Here is a 16686-nt window from a genome sequence, read left to right as displayed (position 1 = left end):
CCCCCCGAAAACCGTTCGTGATCATGCAAAACCTCCCCAGAGTTCTAGAACTGCGAATGGCCGAGCTCCAGAACGCCGAGCAATGGAAGCACCTCCCGGCCAAGGCTGGGGATTGGCCTGACCACAGAAAGAAGACGCCGGCCACCCATGCCCGCACCGAGACGCCCCTCAAAACCCCTTCGTGATCACGGAAAGGTGGGCGGGGTCACGGTGCACCGGCCGCGCGCTACCCCCGCACACCGCACCTTCACTCCGCGCTCCGTACCTTCACTCCGCGCGCCCCGCACCTTCGCCCCGCGCTCCGCACCTTCACTCCGCGCGCCCCGCACCTTCGCCCCGCGCTGCGCACCTTCACTTCGCGCCCCGCGCTCCGTACCTTCACTTCGCACCCCGCGCTGCGCACCTTCACTCCGCGCCCCGCGCTGCGCACCTTCACTCCGCGCCCCGCGCTGCGCACCTTCACTCCGCGCCCCGCGCTCCGTACCTTCACTCCGCGCCCCGCGCTCCGTACCTTCACTCCGCACCCGTACGCCGTTCCCGCCCGCACCCGAACACCGTCCTCGTAGCCGCCAAAACGCCGAGTGGGGACGCCTCCTGGATCGGAAGCGCCCCCACGGGCCGAAAACTACTGCCTACTGCTCCGGGTCGTGCTGGATCGGCTGGGGCTGGGTGGCCTGCGGCTGTTCCTGGGTCGCGTGCTGCTCGGTAGCCTCACGCTCAGTCTGCTGGCGGCGGTGCTTCTCGGCCGCTTCGCGCTCGGCGGCCTCACGCTCTTCGGCTTTCTTGCGGTCGATCATCTCGCTGTAGGTCGGACCACTGACCGGCGGCGGAGGCTGCTCCTGCGGAGCCGGCTGACCGTACTGCCCAGGCTGACCCGGTTGGCCGAACTGCCCAGGCTGGCCGTACTGACCCGGCTGACCCGGCTGCGGCGGCGGGCTCACCGGCGGCTGGCCCCAGGGCTGACCCCACGGCTGGCCCTGCGGCGGCTGCTGGGGGTACGGCGGCTGCTGGGGGTAGGACTGCGGGTACGACTGGGGGGCCGGAGGCACGTTCGTGACGGGGCGCGCGGGCTGGCTGCGCGGGCCGCCCTCATCGGCCAGCTTGTTCAGCAGCTGGCGGGCGGGACCGGCCTGCTCGGTGAGGCAGAGCACACGGTACTCGCCGGCGACGATCTGGCTGGTGCTGGTGAAGTCACGCCGTCCACCGGTGAAGGCGTAGGAAATGAGCCCGAACAGCCCACCGAAAGCCGCACCGATCAGCATGGCCGCGAAGAGGCTGGCGCCCTCGGCAGTACCGAAGAGCAAGATCAGCAGGCCGACAAAGAGGCCGAACCAGGCGCCCGAGAATAGACCGGCCACGGCCACGCGGGAGTAGGTCAGACGACCCGTGACCCGCTCGACCATCTGCAGGTCGACCCCGACAATGGTGACGGCCTGCACGGGAAAGTGGTTGTCGGAGAGGTAGTCGACCGCACGCTGGGCCTCGGCGTAGGTGGCGTACTGAGCGATGGTGTCGCCACGCGGCGGTGTGGGCAGGCCCGGCTGGGACTGGGCCCGGAGCGGGCTGAGGTTCGACATAGGATCATTCTCCCTGATCCCGGGCCCCCGGCGCATCCGCGCCGAGGGACTGCCGGAATCTGTTCAGGTGACTCTCAGCGTTGAACGTACGGGATCACCGCGGGAGTTTCCGCCATCGCCGAGAGCTGAACTTCAGGAGGTGGCGGCCTTCGCGGAACCCTTCTCGGTCTTCGCGCCCTGGGTGCTCAGCTGGCCGCCGGCGTTCTCCAGGTGCGCCCGCACGAACCAGTGGAACTGCTCGATCTCGTGCAGGTGCCCGATCAGCAGGTCGTTGGTGACGTCGTCGAGCTCCTCGGTGTCTTCAGCCGCCTTGCGGATGCTGGTGATCACACCGATGTACACGGCGTCGAGGGCAGCCAGGTGCTCGATCGCACCGGCGCGGCCGATCGAGTAGTCGTCCCAGTCACGCTGCTCGACGAGGGCACCCGGAGTGCCCTGCGGCGAGCTGCCCAGCGTGGCGATGCGCTCGGCGACGTCGTCGGCGTAACCCCGCACGGCGTCGACCTGCGGGTCGATCATCTGGTGGACCGAGATGAAGTTCGGGCCGACCACGTTCCAGTGCACGTGCTTCAGCGTGAGGTGCAGGTCGTTGTAGGTGTTCAGGATCTTCTGCAGCACGGCGGCGGTCGCGGAACCCTCGTCGAGCGTCAGCCCGGGCACCGTGAACGTCGGGGTGCCCTCGAAGGCGTCCGGCGTGTTCGGGCTGACCTGGGTGGTCGAGAGCTGTTCCTTGCTGTTCGTGGAAGAAGTCGCAGTAGCCATGCACTCACGGTAGGTCGGTGGGCCGGGCGTCGCAGGTCGAGACGGCACTCCCCCGGACCGCCGAATCTTCACACGATCATGAGGATTTGGAGCCGTATTCCTCCAGCAGACGACGCCCGATGATCATGCGCTGGATGTCGGCCGTTCCCTCACCGATCAGTAACATCGGGGCCTCGCGGTACAGCCTCTCGATCTCGTACTCCTTCGAGTACCCGTAACCGCCGTGGATGCGGAACGAGTCCTCCACCACCTGCGAGCAGTACTCACTGGCCAGGTACTTGGCCATCCCGGCCTCGAGGTCGTTGCGGGCCCCGGAATCCTTCACCCGGGCCGCCTTCACCATCATCTGGTGCGCCGCCTCGACCTTCACGGCCATCTCGGCCAGCCGGAACTGCACGGCCTGGTGCTCGGCGATCTTCTTACCGAAAGTCTCGCGCATCTGGGCGTACTCGATCCCGATCTGGAACGCGCGCAGGGCCACGCCACAGGCTCGCGCAGCGACGTTGACCCGGCCCACCTCGACACCGTCCATCATCTGGTAGAAGCCGCGCCCGGGCTCCCCACCGAGCACACACGCGTCCTCGATCAGGTACTCGTCGAAGACCAGCTCGGTGGTGTCGACGCCCTTGTACCCCATCTTCTCGATCTTGCCCGGCACCGTGAGACCGGGCGCCACCTCACCGAAACCGGGCTCCTTCTCCACCAGAAAGGTCGTCATGTTCCGGTAGACCGAGGACGCACCGGTGTCGGTCCTGGTGAGCACGGCCACGAGGCTCGAGGAGCCGCCGTTGGTGAGCCACATCTTCTGGCCGGTGATCGCCCAGCCCCCGCCCGCCCGGGCCACGGCCCGGGTCCGGATCGCCGCGACGTCCGACCCGCAGTGCGGCTCCGACATCGAGAAGGCCCCCCGCAGGTCCCCCGTCGCCATCCGTGGCAGGTAGCGCCGCTTCTGTTCCGGCGTGCCGTGCTGGATCAGCATCCAGGCGACGATGAAGTGAGTGTTGACGATGCCGGAGACGCTCATCCAGCCGCGCGAGATCTCCTCCACGACCAGGGCGTAGGTGAGCAGCGACTCGCCCAGGCCGCCGTACTCCTCGGGAATCATCAGGCCGAAGATCCCCATCTCCTTCATGCCCTCGACGATCTTCACCGGGTACTCGTCGCGGTGCTCCAGCCCGGTGGCGACCGGGAGGATCTGCTCGTCCACGAAGACCCGGACCGCCTTCAGAATCTCCTTCTGGTCATCGGTCAGGCCCTCGGTGCTCTGCAGACGCCCCATCGCGCGCTCCCTGGTCGGTCCGGCCGAACTCGGGTCCCCGCCGAGTCTGAGCCGAGTATGAGCTGAGCCCCCAGGTCACACACCTGCCCCACATGTGAGCGACACCACTGCGTAACACGGTGAGCCGGCACCGTGATCGGCGCCGATCAGGGAATCAGGCCCGCAGGCTGCTGGTTCTTCCTGAGCGCAGGCACCTCGCGAAGGAGGCCGTCAGACCAAAGGGTTGCTTGGGTCGTCCCAAATCCTGGACTTGCTCATTGACGATCGCGTTATGTGAACGTACGGTCAAGAAAACCATCCAGAGCGGCTGAGAGACCTGGCTCGACGAAGCCGCAGCAACCACCCCACCCCAGAGGGTGCAGGGCCCGGTGCTACCGCCAGGACCGATGGAGGAGAAACATGCGAGTCACTGGCGCAACGATGCAGAACCTGACGAAGCGCGCCTACGTCGACCTGCTCAGGACCGCGAGCGCGACCTGTCGCTGATCCACCGGATCAGCCGAACAGCACCAGCGCTCGTCTTCACGGACTTCTGACCGTCACCTTCCCGGGTAGTTCGCGCCCATTGCGGCGCCGGCCGGGTGACGGTCGCGGTCCTGAGACCCCAGCTTTACTGACAGACACCTCGTCATCACCCGGAGGAACCGCACGTGAGCACCGACACCGAACAGTCCGGCGCCGGTATCGCCTTCCCGCCCCGGCCGAAGCGCTCGGAGGGCCAGTGGGCCCTGGGTGAGACCACGCCGCTCACGCCGAACGAGGCGTGGAAGGCGAAGGAAGGCGGTCTGGCCGTCCGCGAGCGGGTCGAGGCCTACGCCAAGGGCGGTTTCGACAGCATCCCCGGTGACGACCTGCGGGGCCGGATGCGCTGGTGGGGCCTGTACACCCAGCGCCGGCCCGGGATCCACGGCGGCCGCACGGCCTCCCTGGAGCCGCACGAGCTGGACGACGAGTACTTCATGCTGCGCGTGCGCACCGACGGTGGTGCGGTCGACCTGCACCAGCTGCGCACGCTGGCCGGCATCTCCACCGAGTTCGCCCGGGACACGGCGGATGTCACCGACCGGCAGAACATCCAGTTCCACTGGATCCGGATCGAGGACATGCCGCGGATCTGGGCCACGCTCGAGGATGCCGGTCTCATCACCATCGACGCCTGCGGGGACACCCCGCGCGTGATCCTGGGCTCGCCGGTCGCCGGAGTGGCTGCCGACGAAATCATCGACGGCACGCCGGCGATGCTCAGGATCCGCGAGATGTACGTGGGCGACGAGGATCTCCAGAACCTGCCGCGGAAGTTCAAGACCGCGATCAGTGGTAACCCGAACCAGGACGTCGCCCACGAGATCCACGACATCGCGTTCGTCGGGGTGAACCACCCCGAGCACGGGCCGGGTTTCGACCTGTGGGTCGGTGGCGGTCTCTCGACGAACCCGATGCTGGCCAGGCGCCTGGGCGCCTGGATCCCGCTGGACGAGGTGCCGGACGTCTGGCACGGCGTGATCAAGATCTTCCGCGACTACGGCTACCGGCGTCTGCGCAACCGGGCCCGCCTGAAGTTCCTGATGGCCGACTGGGGCCCGGAGGTCTTCCGTCAGGTGCTGGAAGACGAGTACCTGCACCGCAAGCTGATCGACGGCCCGGCGCCGGAGCTCCCCGAGGGCCGGCACGACCACGTCGGTGTGCACCGGCAGAAGAACGGCAAGTTCTACGTCGGGGTCGCGCCGATCGTGGGCCGGGTCAGCGGTGACAAGCTGGCGAAGCTGGCCGCCGCGGTCGAGGCGGCCGGCAGCGACCGGGTGCGGTTCACCCCGCAGCAGAAGATCGTGATCCTCGACGTGGTGGCCTCCAAGGTGCCCGATCTGCTCGACGCGCTCGACCAGATCGGTCTCACGGCCAGGGCTTCCGCGTTCCGGCGGGGCACGATGGCCTGCACCGGCATCGAGTTCTGCAAGCTCGCGATCACGGCCACCAAGAGCACGGCCACCACCCTGGTGGCGGAGCTGGAGAACCGTCTGGCCGACGTGCCGGAGCTGTTCACGCTCGACGGGCCCAGCCTGTCGATCAACATGAACGGCTGCCCGAACTCCTGCGCCCGCGCCCAGATCGCCGACATCGGCCTGAAGGGCGTGCAGCTCCCGAACCCGGAAGACCCGCAGGGCGAGACGGTCGACGGTTTCCAGATCCACCTGGGCGGTGGGCTCGGCGTGCATGCCGGTTTTGGCCGGAAGGTGCGCGGGCTGAAGAGCACGGCCGCCGATCTGCCCGACTACGTCGAGCGGATGGTGCGCCGCTGGCTGGCCCAGCGCAAGGACGACGAGACCTTCGCCTCCTGGGTGATCCGGGCGGAAGAGGCCGACCTTTCATGAGCGAGACCGCGAGAGCCGTTCCGTACTGTTGCCCGTTCTGCGGCGAGGAAGACCTGCGACCCGTGGCCAGTGGCTCGGTCGAGGGCCTGACCCGCGGCGGCTGGCACTGTCGTAGCTGCCTTCGCGTCTTCAGCCTGAGCTTTCACGGGCTGCACCGTCCGGAGCAGCTCGAACCTTCCATCCCTGGTAAGCATTCCACTCACGCGGGCACCTCCCCCGGCCCCCGCACTGGAGAGTGACAGCAATGATCGGATCGTTGATCAGCCGGCCCGAGGACGTCGCGGCCGCACTGGAGGAAGACGCGCCGGGTTTCGCGGCGGAGGCCGCCCGGGCACTCGAGGGCGCCGACCCGCTCACCGTTCTGGGCTGGGCCGGAAGGGCTTTCGGTAAGGGCCTGGTGATCACCGCGTCGATGGGCGACACCGCCCTGGCCCACCTGACCTCCCGGGCCGTGCCCGGCACCGACATGCTCTTCGTCGACACCGGCTACCACTTCGCCGAGACGATCGGCACCGCGCAGGCCGTGCAGCACTCCTACCCGCTGCGCATGCTCAGCATCCGGCCGAAGGAATCGGTCGAGGAGCACGAGGCCAAGCGCGGAAAGCTCTGGCAGACGGATCCGGACGCCTGCTGCGCCATGCGCAAGGTGGCCCCGCTGAACAACGCGCTGCGCGGATACCGGGCCTGGGCCACGGGTCTTCGCCGGGTCGAGTCGGAGTCCCGGGCGAACACGCCGGTCGTGCAGTGGGACGCCAAGCGCGACCTGCTCAAGCTGGCGCCGATCGCCTCGTGGACCGACGAAGACGTGGAGAACTACCAGGACGCGCACCCCGAGGTGCTCAGCAACCCGCTGCTGCAGATGGGGTACCGGTCGATCGGCTGCTCCACGTGCACCCGGGCCGTGGCTCCCGGTGAGGACGCGCGCGCCGGTCGCTGGGCGGGCCGGGCCAAGTCCGAGTGCGGCATCCACCAGTAACCCCGAATTGAAGACGAGGCGGGCACCCCGGGTGCCCGCCTCGTCTTCAATTCCGCTTGCGGGCTTTTTCGAACTCTTCGTCGAAACGCTCGAGAATCACCTGGATCTCGGGGCGGTTCAGCGCCTTCTCGACCCGCTCGGCGCTCTTGCCGACCTCACCGTCGGGCTCCAGCTCGGCATCGCGCACCGGCTCGTCGGCCGACTTGCCGAAGGTCTGACGGGCGAACTTCACCGCGGCGGGCGTGAGCTTGCGGCCCTGCGAGAGCCCGTCGCCGATCGCGGCCTTGAGCAGCGACAGGTCCATGCCCTTCAGCGCCTCGTCGAAGGCCCGGCGCAGTTCCTTCGCCTCGGCCTCCCGCTCCTTCTTGTCGGTGCCGTCGGCCAGCCGGCCCTGCACCAGACTGCGGTTGATGGCCCGCGACAGCAGCACGACCTTCATCACGTCGGCCGGAACCCCGCGCACGGCACCGAAGATCGCGACATACTTGCGCACCGGGAAGAGGACCACCCGGCGCGGCACCGAGCGCAGGTACTTCATCGCCTCGGCGAACACCCCGCCCTCGGCGCCCTCGTACAGCGGGGCGACGCGCTTGGAGGGGTACTCCCGGCCGCCCGCCCGCAGCGTGCGCACGACGGCGACCTGGGTGGCCCGCAGTCGGATCGCGTCGTCGAGCAGGGGCACGGGCACGAACCGGGCCGCGGCGACGGCGATGCCGCAGACGACGGCCTGCCCCACCAGGGTGGCCGGAGGTCTGATCGCGTCAGGGCTCATGAGGTCGAGGCTACGGGGTGGGCAAGATCCAGCACGTTGCCGCGTACCGGGCGGCCACCGCACCGACGGGGGAACCTTGTGCGGTCCGGATGCCCGGAATTTCCCCGGCCGGGCCGCGGTCGGCGCGTTGTGATGCCGTTGAGCTGGACTGATCGGCCCTGCACCCGGTTGGCTGGGCGCCGTGAACGGTGAAGACGTACTCGCGACCCTCGGCCTGGTACTGATCGTGGGCGGCGTGATCGTGATGATCGTGCCGATGGTGCGCGCCACCGTCGGCAGCTCGGCGATCGGCCAGGTGCCGCCCGAGCTCGACGGGGTGTCGGTGCCGGATCAGGCCGAACTGCGGAAGCGGGTGCAATCCGGCGGCGAGGCACCGGCCCGGGACCTGCCGAAACTGCGGGCCGTGGCCGACGGGATGGTCGCCCGCCGCATCGGTCTGTGGTTCTGCCTGGGCGGGGCGATCGTGGCCCTGGGCCTGGCCGTGACCGACCCCACCGACCCTCCCCGCCTGGTGTTCTGCCTCATCATCCTGGCGGTGGTGGGCTTCGCCGCACGCGGCATCGCGGTGCGGGCCCGGGCCGGCGCGGCCTTCCTGGCCCGTCATCCACGGTGACGCCGCGCACACGTAGAGCCCTCCCCGTGCGGCACCGCCCGGCCTAACCTCGTTCCATGCGAAGCCCGAAGGACTTCTACCGTCCCCTGGCTGTCGGGGCGCCCGCACCTCTGCGGGAGATCCCGGCCGTGCCCTCCCGCATGATCCACTTCTTCCCGCCCTCCAACGCCCGGATGGTCGCGAAGGTGCCGGACCTAGCGCCGAAGGTCGACGTTCTGCTGGCCAATCTGGAAGACGGGGTGCCCGCGGCCGACAAGGAGGCCGCGCGGGCCGGTCTGGTCGAGGTGGGCCAGAGCTGGAGCACCCCGGGCACGCAACTGTGGACCCGGGTCAATTCCCTCGACTCACCCTGGGGCCTGGACGATCTCGTCACCGCGGTGCTGGAGGTCGGGCACGTGCTCGACGTGGTGATGATCCCGAAGGTGGAGGGGCCCGAGGACATTCACTACGTGGACCGGCTGCTGGCCCAGCTCGAGGCCAAAGCCGCTCTGCGCAAGCCGATCCTGATTCACGCCATCCTCGAGACGGCGGCCGGTGTGGCCCGGGTCGAGGAGATCTGCGCGGCCAGCCCCCGCCTTCAGGGGCTCTCGCTGGGCCCGGCCGACCTGGCCGCGAACCGACGGATGAAGACCACCCGGGTCGGCGGTGGGCACCCGGGATACCTGGTGCGGCAAGACCCTTCGTCCGACGGCACCGACCGGGCCACGTACCAGCAAGACCTCTGGCACTACACGATCGCCCGGATGGTCGACGCCTGTGTGATGAACGGCATCCATCCCTACTACGGGCCGTTCGGCGACATCCGCGACACGATGGCCTGCGAAGACCAGTTCCGCAACGCCTTCCTGCTCGGCTGCGTCGGCGCCTGGAGCCTGCACCCGGCCCAGATACCCATCGCCAAGAAGGTTTTCAGCCCCAGCCGGGACGACGTGCGGCACGCCCGGCGGGTGGTCGAGGCGATGGGCGACGGCACCGGCGCGGTGCTGCTCGACGGGCGCATGGAAGACGACGCCTCGGTGAAGCAGTGCCACGTGATCCTTTCCACCGCCAGGGCCCTCGCCGCGCGCGATCCGGAACTGGCCGATCTCTACGGAATCGCCTCATGACGTTCACCCCCCGCCGTTCGGCCCTCTACCTCCCCGGATCCAACGATCGGGCCCTGGAGAAGGCGAAGAACATCCCGGCCGACGTGCTGCTGCTCGACCTCGAGGACGCGGTCGCGCCCGAGGCCAAACCGGCCGCCCGGGAACGGGTCTGCGCGCTGGTCGCGGCGAAGGCCTACGGGTCGCGGGAGGTGGTGATCCGGGTGAACGCGCCCGGTACCCCGTGGCACGCCGACGACCTCGCGGCCGCGGCCTCGGCCGGACCGTCGTCCGTGCTGGTGCCCAAGGTGTCGTCGCCCGCGACCGTGCACGAGGTCGAGCAGGCGCTGCCGGGCGACCTCCCGATCTGGGCGATGCTCGAGACCCCCGCGGCCCTCTTCTCCGCCGCACAGATCGCTTCCGCCTCCGAGCGGCTCACCGTGCTCGTGCTGGGTACCAACGACCTGGCGAACGAGTTGCAGGCCGAGCCCGTACCCGGCCGGGCCCCGCTGCTCACCGGCATCCAGCTGGCGCTGCTCGGGGGGCGGGCCGCGGGCAAGGTCGTGCTCGACGGGGTCTACAACGACGTGAAGGACCCGGCCGGGTTCGAGGCCGAGTGCGTGCAGGGCCGGCAGTTCGGTTTCGACGGCAAGACCCTGATCCACCCCTCCCAGGTCGGGCCGTGCAACCGGATCTTCTCACCGTCGGCCGACCAGATCGCGCAGAGCCGGGAGATCCTTCAGGCCTGGGACGAGGCGGTGGCCACGGGGCGCGGGGTGGCCACGGTGAACGGGCGGCTGATCGAGAACCTGCACGTGGCCAACGCCCGGCGGATCCTGGCGGTGGCCGAAACCCTGGGCCACCCCGGGAAGCCCCAAGATCCTTTTCGTGATCATGCAAAGTCTCCCCGGGGAGGTTTTGCATGATCACGAACGGGGTTGGGTTCGCCGGCGCGCGACCGCACCACGACCACCAGCCCCAGCAGCATCAGCACGGCGCCGGGCAGGACGGCGAGCGGGGGTGCCTCGCCCAGGTAGGCCCAGGCCAGCAGGGATGCGCCGGGCACCTCCAGCAGGATCGCGAGGGCCAGCGGGGTGGCGCCCACGTGCGGCAGCGTGACGTTGAACAGAGTGTGCCCGAGCACCTGCGCGGCGATCGTGACGGTGACGATCTCCAGCCAGGTGCGGGTGGAGAAGCCGGTGAGCTGGGTGCCGGAGATCAGGGCCGCGGGCAGCAGCACCGTCGCGCAGGCCCCGTAGGCGACGAGCGTGTAGACGGCGGGCGACGTGGTCCGCATGACCCGGGTACCGGCCAGCATGTAGACGGCCATCGCCGCCGCGGCGAAGAGCGCGAGGCCGTCGCCCGCGAGCGCCCGGCCCGAGCGACCGGCGTCCACCCCCGTGATCGCCACGACGCCCGTCATCGACACCGCCACGCCGATCAGCACCGCGCGGGGAACGGGCACACGCCGCGCCAGGTCGAAGGCCACGGTGAGGATCGGGGTGGTGGAGACCAGGGCCGTCGAGGCGGCGACACTGGTCATTCGCAGACTGGCGAACCAGCTGGAGAAGTGCGCGGCGAGCACCAGCCCGGAGACGACGGCCAGCCCGAACGTCTTTCGGTCCAACCTTCCCAAACCGTGGCGATCGCGAAATAGGGCCCAGATACCACTGATTCCGGCGCCGGCCAGGTTGCGCCAGAGCGCGATCGCCACCACCGGGGCCACCGAGCCCGCCGTGATCGGCCCGGAGGAGGAGACTCCGGCCACGGCGATGGCGACGAGGATCCAGGCGCGAAAGGGAGTCACGGCTCCACTCGTACCAGAGCCCGAAGTCACGGCCGCGCGGTGATCAGGTCACGTCCCGGCCACAGCTGGGTCGCAGACCGCCCGGAGCGGGCGGAACTACCAGACACCTGTGGCACGCTCGCAGATGTGACCGCCCAACCCGCTCCCGGCCACGGGCAGCAGCAACTGCGCCGGCCGCTGTCCCCGGTCGAGGCGGCGCTGGTTGCCGAGGCCTGCAGCCGTAGTGACGTGGTGTGGGTCAAACCCGGTGGCACCGACCGCTACCAGGCGGTCTGGCACACCTGGCACGACGATGCGGTGGCCCTGGTCTACGGCGCGGGTGAACAGATGCTCCCGGTGCTGACCGGGGAGGTCGAGGTGATGGCCCGCAGCAAGGACACCGGCGCGGCCGTCATCGGTTTCCTCGCCCACGTGGACACGCTGACCTCGCACACCCCGGAGTGGGACGCGGCGGCGACCGTCCTGTCCGCGGCCCGTCTCAACGCGGTCGACGTGGCCCAGCAGCGCGAGCGCTGGGCGTCCGGCGCGGTGGTCTCGCTGCTGCGCCCGATCGCGGTGACGGTGGCGGCCGAGGGCGACGACTCCACCCCGACCGGGTCGCTGCCCGTGCTCGGCGGTCCGGGCACCACCACCGAGAAGCGGCCGTTCCATCTGGGCAGCCGCCTGCGCCGGGCGCTGCGGCTGCGCCGGCGCAACGACGACGACCAGAATTAAGGACGAGGCTGAGCCTTCACCGCTCCCTCACCTCGGTCGCCGGTAGGCGAACCTCGCCGGAGAAGGTGAACGTCGTCCTCAATCGGTGATCCACGCCACCACAACCCCAGCGAGCCGATCTGAACCCTGCCGCCTAGGGTGAGGCGCGTGGGTGCTTCCGCGAACCGGATTTTCGTCGCGCGGATGGCCGGTCTGGCCGTCTTCGACCCGCTCGGCGATCAGGTCGGGAGGGTCCGCGACGTCATTGTCATGTTCCGGCCCGGCAAGCCGATCCGCGTGGTCGGGCTCATGGTCGAGGTGGTCGGGCGCCGTCGGGTGTTCCTGCCGATGACCCGTGTGACCAACATCGACGCCGGTCAGGTGATCACCACCGGCCTGGTGAACATGCGCCGCTTCGAGCAGAGGCCGACCGAGACGCTGGTGCTGGGCGAGCTGCTCGACCGCACGGTGACGCTCCGGGAGGACGACAGCCGGGTCGTCATCGAAGACGTCGCCATGCAGCCCAGCCGCACCAAGGAGTGGCGGCTGTGCCGGGCCTACGTGCGCCGGGTCCGGCCGGGCCGGTTCGCCCGCAAGGGTGAAGCCTTCGTCGTCGACATTGACGACCTCGATGGTTTCGGCATCGTCGAGGAACGTCAGGGTGCCGCCAACCTGCTGGCCGCGTTCGAGGGACTGAAGGCCGCCGACCTGGCCGAGGTGATCCACGAGCTGGCCCCCAAACGCCGGCACGAGGTGGCATCGGCCCTGACCGACGACCGGCTGGCCGACGTGCTCGAGGAGCTGCCCGAAGAGGCGCAGGTCGAGATCCTCACCGCGCTGGAGTCCGGCCGGGCCGCCGACGTGCTCGAGGCGATGCAGCCCGACGACGCCGCCGACCTGCTCTCCGAGCTGCCCCTGGAACAGCGCGATCAGCTGCTGGAACTGATGGAGCCGGACGAGGCCGAGGACGTGCGCCGGCTGCTGGCCTACGACGACGACACCGCCGGGGGGCTGATGACCCCGGAACCGGTGGTGCTGCCGCCGGACGCCGCGATCGCCGAGGCGCTGGCCCGGGTGCGCCGCGCCGATCTCTCCCCCGCCGTGGCCGCGGCCGTGTTCGTCTGCCGCCCGCCCCTGGAGACCCCGACCGGTAAGTACCTGGGCATGGTGCACATCCAGCGCCTGCTGCGCGAGCCCCCGCACCAGTCCGTCGGCTCGATCATGGACAAGGACGTCAAGGCCCTGCCCACCCACGCGACCCTGGAGCAGGTGGCCCGGGTGATGGCGCACTACAACCTGGTGTCGGCGCCGATCGCCGACGAGACCGGCCGGCTGGTGGGCGCGGTCACGGTGGACGACGTGCTCGACCACCTGCTGCCCCGGCACTGGCGCGAAGACCCGGCCGACCTGCGGGACGCCGGCATGACCGGGGAGATCCCGCGTGTCTTCTGATCGCGTCCGCCTCGACCGCCCGGTCTCCGAGCGCACCCGCCCGGACCGCAGCCGTGCCGACCGTAAGCGCCCGGGCCAGAAGCGCTCCGACAAGGCCCGGACCGAGCCGCGGTCCCGTGCTTCCGAGCGGGAGTCCGGCGGGGTCGCGCAGTGGTTCCGCAAGCTCACCTCCTCGGCGGGCAGTGGGCTGGACTCCCCGCTCGACGCCTCGCGCCGTAACCGCCGCACCGCCCCGGCGCTGGACACCGAACGGTTCGGCCGGGCCTCCGAGCGCTTCGCCCGCTTCATGGGCACGGCGTCGTTCCTGATCGGGATGACGGTGTTCGTCGGCGGCTGGCTGGCCTGGAACTGGATCGCCCCCGAGAACCTGCAGTTCGACCCCCGGCGGCTGAACTTCACGCTGATGACACTGCTGCTGAGTCTTCAGGCCTCGTACGCCGCGCCGCTGATCCTGCTGGCCCAGAACCGGCAGGCCGACCGCGACCGGGTGTCCGCGGAACAGGACCGCGACCGGGCCGAACGCTCGCTGGCCGACACCGAGTACCTGGCCCGCGAGGTGGCCGCGCTGCGGATCGCGCTGAACGAGGTGGCCACCCGGGACTTCGTCCGATCGGAGCTGCGAACGCTGCTGGAGGAGTTCGGCGACCGGCCGGCCTCGTCGCGGCCCAAGAAGAAGTCCCCGAAGTCACAGAAAGATGTCAAGGAATCCCCGAACGGCGGCTCCAACGGCGCGGTCCGACCTGCTCCGGCCTTTATCGACAACGGTGCGGAGTCGAGCGATCACCGTTCCGGCTCAACAAACGACACGGTGGTGCCGACAGAGAGTTCGTGACGACGACCCCTCCGGGCGCCGGGATTCAGCCCGGCCTACCCCGCCAGCCCGGTCAGTCGCCACCGGCTGGGCGCAGACGACTCGGGGACGTGCTCGTCGACTCCGGCCTCCTCACCGCCGCCCAGCTCGATCTCGCCCTGGCCGACCAGCGCCGCCCCGACGCCCCGCGCCGCCGCCTCGGGCAGGTGGTGTCCGACCTCGGTTTCGCCACCGAGCGCGACGTCGCCGAGGCCCTGGCCAAGCTGCTCGGCCTGCAGATCGTCGATCTCTCCCGCACGATGCCCGCCCCCGACGTGGTGCGTCTGCTGCCGCGGGCGGTGGCCGAGCGCACCCGCGTGCTGGTGCTCGACCGCACGTCCAAGGGTCTGCTGGTGGCCGCCGCCGACCCGACGAACGTGCTCGCGCTCGACGACGTGAAGCTCTACACCCGTAGCGCTGACATCACCGTGATGGTGGCCACGGACAGCCAGATCCGGGACCAGCTGGCCCGGGCCTGGTCGCTCGGCTCGGACTCCAGCGCCGTCTCTATGGCCGAGGAGAGCGTCGAGGAGGACGAGGCCGACCTCTCGTCGCTGGGCGGGTCGGCCGACGACGAGGCGCCCATCGTCAAGCTGGTGAACCGCATCTTCGGGGACGCCGTACGGCTGCGCGCCTCCGACATCCACGTCGAGGTGCAGCGTGAGGTGCTGCGCGTGCGGTACCGCATCGACGGTCTGCTGCGTGACGTGATGAACGCGCCGCGCCGCATCGCCACCTCGGTGATCAGCCGGATCAAGATCATGTCGGGTCTGGACATCTCCGAGCGCCGGATCCCGCAGGACGGCCGGACCCGCATCGTGGTCGAGGGCATGTCCATCGACTGCCGCGTCAGCACCCTGCCGAGCCTGCACGGCGAGAAGGTCGTCATCCGGCTCCTGACCCGCGGCGACGAGGTACCCACCCTGTCGCAACTGGGTTTCGAACCCGACCAGCTGGCCAACTTCGAGGCGTCCCTGGCCGTGCCGCAGGGCCTGGTGCTGATCACCGGCCCCACCGGCTCGGGCAAGACGAACACCCTGTACTCCGCGATCGCGCAGATCAGCGACCCGGAGAAGAACATCGTCACGCTCGAGGACCCGGTCGAGGTGCAGCTGCCCGGCATCACCCAGGTCGGGGCGAACGCCAAGATCGGCATGACCTTCGCGGCCGGCCTGCGCTCGATCCTGCGGCAGGACCCGGACATCATCCTGGTCGGTGAGGTCCGCGACGAGGAGACCGCCGAACTGGCGCTGACCGCGTCCATCACCGGTCACCTGGTGCTCACCACGCTGCACACCAACTCGGCCGTGGCCGCCCTGACCCGTCTGGTCGACATGGGCGTCGAGCCGTTCCTCGTCGCGTCGTCCCTGACCTGCGCGATCGCACAGCGTCTGGTGCGCACGCCGTGCGCCAGCTGCATCGCGCCCTACATCCCCACGCAGGACACCCTGACCGTGCTCGGGCTGCTGCCCTCCGACCTGGAGGGCGCCACCCCGATGAAGGGCATCGGCTGCCCGGAGTGCGGCGGCACCGGCTACAAGGGCCGTACCGCCGTCTACGAGGTGCTCGTCGTGGACAACACGATGCGCCAGGTGCTGATGAAAGATGCCAGCGAGGGCTCGATCTCGGCGGCCGCGCGGCAGGCCGGGATGTCCACGCTGCGGAACTCGGGACTGGCCAAGGCCCGGCAGGGAAAGACCACCTACGAAGAGGTCATCCGGGTCACGCACTCCGACTCCGAGGCCACCCACTCGTGCCCGAAGTGCGGCAAGCACGTCTCCGAGGACATGGTGGCCTGCCCGTACTGCGCGACGAACCTCGACCGCGGGCACTGCCAGAACTGCACCCGGGCGCTCGAGGAGGACTGGCGGGTCTGCCCCTACTGCCGGACCGTGGTCGTCACCTAGCTCTTCCGGTCGGACTCTTCGATCTCCTGGATCAGGAGTGCCAGCTGGTCGGCGACCTCGGCGGAGAGGGCGCTCAGCTCGTGCACCTGCTCGTCGGTCCAGACCCGGGGCTTGTGGTCGATCGCGCACAGCGCCCCGACCACCTTCTGGTCGTCACCCGCGATCAGGGGCACACCGGCGTAGGCGATGACCCCGAGCTCCATGATCGCGAGGTTGTCCGCCACCGACGGGTCGTCGTGGGCGTTGTCCACCACGAACGGTTTGCCGGAGGTCACCACGTGCTGGCAGAACGAATGGGTCAGAGGGGTCCAGCGCTCGCTGGACCAGGGCTCGGCCAGACCGAAGGCGCCGGGCAGGGCCTGGCCCTCCCCGTCGACCAGCGACACCAGGGCGACCGGGCTGCCCAGCCGCCGCGCCGTGCGAACACACAGTTCGTCGAGACTCGGTACTGCGCCCGCGGGTAACGGGGTCCGTGGCGGAAGCTCCACCACACCTCCAAGGTCGTACCGGCCGACGCTCGCTTACCCCCACCGGCCGAGATCGTCAA

The 16686-nt window shown here is 69.8% G+C and carries 16 protein-coding genes and 1 riboswitch; of the genes, 10 read left to right on the top strand and 6 right to left on the bottom strand.

Annotated features, from left to right (window positions below):
* Positions 1-185: hypothetical protein (locus tag LR393_RS19860; protein WP_231485492.1), on the top strand; the 185-nt coding region annotated here is incomplete at its 5' end.
* Positions 186-632: 447 nt separating this feature from the next.
* Here the strand turns inward: LR393_RS19860 and LR393_RS19855 are convergent.
* The 3 genes from LR393_RS19855 to LR393_RS19845 all read right to left on the bottom strand — a co-directional run bounded on the left by LR393_RS19855 (position 633) and on the right by LR393_RS19845 (position 3618).
* Complete coding sequence (locus LR393_RS19855) at positions 633-1577, bottom strand: general stress protein (protein ID WP_231485491.1); 945 nt, start codon at positions 1575-1577, stop codon at positions 633-635.
* A gap of 132 nt (positions 1578-1709) precedes the next feature.
* Entirely contained in the window at positions 1710-2339 is a 630-nt protein-coding gene (locus LR393_RS19850) for a Dps family protein (protein ID WP_231485490.1), read from the bottom strand.
* 76 nt (positions 2340-2415) lie between these two features.
* Positions 2416-3618 carry an acyl-CoA dehydrogenase family protein gene (locus tag LR393_RS19845; RefSeq protein WP_231485489.1) on the bottom strand — a complete coding sequence of 401 codons (1203 nt, stop codon included), beginning with the start codon at positions 3616-3618 and terminating at the stop codon, positions 2416-2418.
* 291 nt (positions 3619-3909) lie between these two features.
* Positions 3910-4011: riboswitch (SAM riboswitch) on the top strand.
* Positions 4012-4268: 257 nt separating this feature from the next.
* Between LR393_RS19845 and LR393_RS19840 the strand changes: the two genes are divergently transcribed.
* Positions 4269-5987, top strand: a complete 1719-nt coding sequence (locus tag LR393_RS19840) for a nitrite/sulfite reductase (RefSeq protein WP_231485488.1) — start codon at positions 4269-4271, stop codon at positions 5985-5987.
* 244 nt (positions 5988-6231) lie between these two features.
* On the top strand, positions 6232-6963 hold the full coding sequence (locus LR393_RS19835) for a phosphoadenylyl-sulfate reductase (protein WP_231485487.1): 732 nt from the start codon (positions 6232-6234) through the stop codon (positions 6961-6963).
* Between the two features lie 46 nt (positions 6964-7009).
* Here LR393_RS19835 and LR393_RS19830 read toward each other — a convergent pair whose 3' ends face one another.
* On the bottom strand, positions 7010-7735 hold the full coding sequence (locus LR393_RS19830; protein ID WP_231485486.1) for a hypothetical protein: 726 nt from the start codon (positions 7733-7735) through the stop codon (positions 7010-7012).
* Positions 7736-7916: 181 nt separating this feature from the next.
* Here LR393_RS19830 and LR393_RS19825 point away from each other — a divergent pair, with 181 nt between their 5' ends.
* From LR393_RS19825 to LR393_RS19815, 3 genes are read left to right on the top strand one after another with little or no spacing between them, the layout of a single operon-like run.
* Positions 7917-8348 carry a hypothetical protein gene (locus LR393_RS19825; RefSeq protein ID WP_231485485.1) on the top strand — a complete coding sequence of 144 codons (432 nt, stop codon included), beginning with the start codon at positions 7917-7919 and terminating at the stop codon, positions 8346-8348.
* Positions 8349-8404: 56 nt separating this feature from the next.
* A complete protein-coding gene (locus LR393_RS19820) occupies positions 8405-9454 on the top strand; it encodes an HpcH/HpaI aldolase/citrate lyase family protein (protein WP_231485484.1) in 1050 nt (349 codons plus the stop codon).
* Positions 9451-10356 (top strand): HpcH/HpaI aldolase/citrate lyase family protein, encoded by a 906-nt coding sequence (locus tag LR393_RS19815; RefSeq protein ID WP_231485483.1) that lies wholly within the window; start codon positions 9451-9453, stop codon positions 10354-10356. The genes LR393_RS19820 and LR393_RS19815 overlap by 4 nt, the downstream gene beginning before the upstream one ends.
* Here the strand turns inward: LR393_RS19815 and LR393_RS36535 are convergent.
* Positions 10323-11237: a DMT family transporter gene (locus tag LR393_RS36535; RefSeq protein WP_231485482.1), complete on the bottom strand. Its 915-nt coding sequence runs from the start codon at positions 11235-11237 to the stop codon at positions 10323-10325. The genes LR393_RS19815 and LR393_RS36535 overlap by 34 nt on opposite strands.
* 126 nt (positions 11238-11363) lie before the next feature.
* On the opposite strand from LR393_RS36535, the gene LR393_RS19805 reads away from it, so the two are divergent.
* The 4 genes from LR393_RS19805 to LR393_RS19790 all read left to right on the top strand — a co-directional run bounded on the left by LR393_RS19805 (position 11364) and on the right by LR393_RS19790 (position 16139).
* A complete protein-coding gene (locus LR393_RS19805; protein ID WP_231485481.1) occupies positions 11364-11951 on the top strand; it encodes a hypothetical protein in 588 nt (195 codons plus the stop codon).
* Between the two features lie 147 nt (positions 11952-12098).
* The gene (locus tag LR393_RS35535) at positions 12099-13382 is read left to right on the top strand and encodes a magnesium transporter MgtE N-terminal domain-containing protein (RefSeq protein WP_331282965.1); all 1284 of its coding nucleotides are present in this window, start codon (positions 12099-12101) and stop codon (positions 13380-13382) included.
* Positions 13372-14214: a DUF1003 domain-containing protein gene (locus tag LR393_RS36530; protein ID WP_231485480.1), complete on the top strand. Its 843-nt coding sequence runs from the start codon at positions 13372-13374 to the stop codon at positions 14212-14214. The genes LR393_RS35535 and LR393_RS36530 overlap by 11 nt, the downstream gene beginning before the upstream one ends.
* Positions 14211-16139 carry an ATPase, T2SS/T4P/T4SS family gene (locus LR393_RS19790; RefSeq protein ID WP_231485479.1) on the top strand — a complete coding sequence of 643 codons (1929 nt, stop codon included), beginning with the start codon at positions 14211-14213 and terminating at the stop codon, positions 16137-16139. The genes LR393_RS36530 and LR393_RS19790 overlap by 4 nt, the downstream gene beginning before the upstream one ends.
* Here the strand turns inward: LR393_RS19790 and LR393_RS19785 are convergent.
* Entirely contained in the window at positions 16136-16630 is a 495-nt protein-coding gene (locus LR393_RS19785; RefSeq protein WP_231485478.1) for a GAF domain-containing protein, read from the bottom strand. The genes LR393_RS19790 and LR393_RS19785 overlap by 4 nt on opposite strands.
* Positions 16631-16686 lie beyond the last annotated feature (56 nt).

The sequence above is a fragment of the Kineosporia mesophila genome (assembly GCF_021129235.1).
Lineage (GTDB): Bacteria > Actinomycetota > Actinomycetes > Actinomycetales > Kineosporiaceae > Kineosporia > Kineosporia mesophila.
The sequence above is the reverse complement of the archived record's forward strand: the minus strand, read 5'-3'. Positions and strand labels throughout refer to the sequence as shown.

Coding starts and splice junctions, on each gene's coding strand:
- LR393_RS19835 (WP_231485487.1), top strand. CDS start 6,232: ATGATCGGATCGTTGATCAGCCGGCCCGAGGACGTCGCGGCCGCACTG.
- LR393_RS19820 (WP_231485484.1), top strand. CDS start 8,405: ATGCGAAGCCCGAAGGACTTCTACCGTCCCCTGGCTGTCGGGGCGCCC.
- LR393_RS19845 (WP_231485489.1), bottom strand. CDS start 3,618: ATGGGGCGTCTGCAGAGCACCGAGGGCCTGACCGATGACCAGAAGGAG.
- LR393_RS19815 (WP_231485483.1), top strand. CDS start 9,451: ATGACGTTCACCCCCCGCCGTTCGGCCCTCTACCTCCCCGGATCCAAC.
- LR393_RS19855 (WP_231485491.1), bottom strand. CDS start 1,577: ATGTCGAACCTCAGCCCGCTCCGGGCCCAGTCCCAGCCGGGCCTGCCC.
- LR393_RS19830 (WP_231485486.1), bottom strand. CDS start 7,735: ATGAGCCCTGACGCGATCAGACCTCCGGCCACCCTGGTGGGGCAGGCC.
- LR393_RS19850 (WP_231485490.1), bottom strand. CDS start 2,339: ATGGCTACTGCGACTTCTTCCACGAACAGCAAGGAACAGCTCTCGACC.